The following is a 1,238-nucleotide window of genomic DNA, read 5'->3' as shown; positions in this document are numbered from 1 at the left end:
AACCCCATTGTATTACCCGTCGCAGGTCAAAGTTTTACTGATATTCATATGATGGTGCCACCATCAACCAATTCTGTTAGTTTAAATGATTTAGTGACAAGTTATCATTATTGGGGCGATGATGATGGGGATGGGCAGGGAGCAAATGGCGTTACGGCAACAGGCAGTTTATCGGTTGCTATCACCGATAAAAACAACCAAACTGTGGGGCGTGGTACCGTTTTAAGTCTTTGTCATGCTCCTTATAAAGTCGTATTAAGTAGTAGTGCGGGGAGTTTAATCACACAGTACGGCGTACCTAATAGCAGTACATTCAGTGGTAGCTCGGCAACCTATTATATCACTCCACCGCCATCGCCTACTATCTGTTATGCAAGGCCGAATCTGATATTTCATGGACAATACGCCAATACATCAACTTGGGACTCAACAAAAGGTCATCTTACTCGGTCTACCGATCCTGCATCTTACAATAGTAACTTTCCTACAACGGGTGCGAATGGTTTATATTTTGATTTAGACATTGCAGGGATTGATGCAAGTCAGCTCACTTGGGCGCCTGTCACTCATGAGGGCATTACAGCAACAGTGACAAGGGTAACCGCAAACGATAGCTGGCTGCCTAATGGTTCAGAAGTTGTCACGCGTGTAACGCTAACAGGTCCAGAGGCAAGAAGTCAAAATTATATTGTTAGCTATAGCTCAATTGGCCGCCCAAATTTACCTGCGACATTTGAGTTAGTAGGTAGAGATAGTGGTGGTAGAGCGGTAATCAAATATGGGTTTGTATTGAAGAGGTGGTTTGTTCACCGAGGAGGCGTAAAAGAAGGTTATGGTGGTAGTAACCCGATTAAACTTTGGTGTGATGCTCTTGGATATAGGATTCCAACGTCAACTGAACTGGCAGGAACCACCAGTAGGTCCGGGAGGGTTTCTCATCGTGGAATAGGAGGTTTATTTAATGAGTGGGGTAATGTAAGTCATTACGGCGTAGGCTTTAATAGCGGCAAATATTGTACTTATAATAGAACCAACTCGCCTCGGATATATATTTCTCCTTCAGGCAGTATAAGTAATACTATGTTGAGATCCAGTCATCACCCTAATGATTGCTATGCCCGCACCCCTCCCGGCCCTATTAGTCTTAGTGGGGTTTGAACTGCACCCCAAAAGTTGTACAAAAAAACTAAGCTGCTGGAAAATAATACTCCCGATATTGAACAGGACTCTTTTTGTCC

At 43.7% G+C, this 1,238-nt stretch carries 1 protein-coding gene; it reads left to right on the top strand.

Features of this window, described 5'->3' with window-relative positions; translation table 11 throughout:
* On the top strand, positions 1 to 1,158 hold a 1,158-nt coding region (locus GQ598_RS10860), incomplete at its 5' end, for a hypothetical protein (RefSeq protein WP_160404129.1).
* Between the last annotated feature and the right edge of the window lie 80 nt (positions 1,159 to 1,238).

Origin of the sequence: Gilliamella sp. Pas-s95 (genome assembly GCF_009795795.1) — a bacterium.
Classification (GTDB): domain Bacteria; phylum Pseudomonadota; class Gammaproteobacteria; order Enterobacterales; family Orbaceae; genus Gilliamella; species Gilliamella bombicola.
The sequence above is the reverse complement of the archived record's forward strand: the minus strand, read 5'-3'. Positions and strand labels throughout refer to the sequence as shown.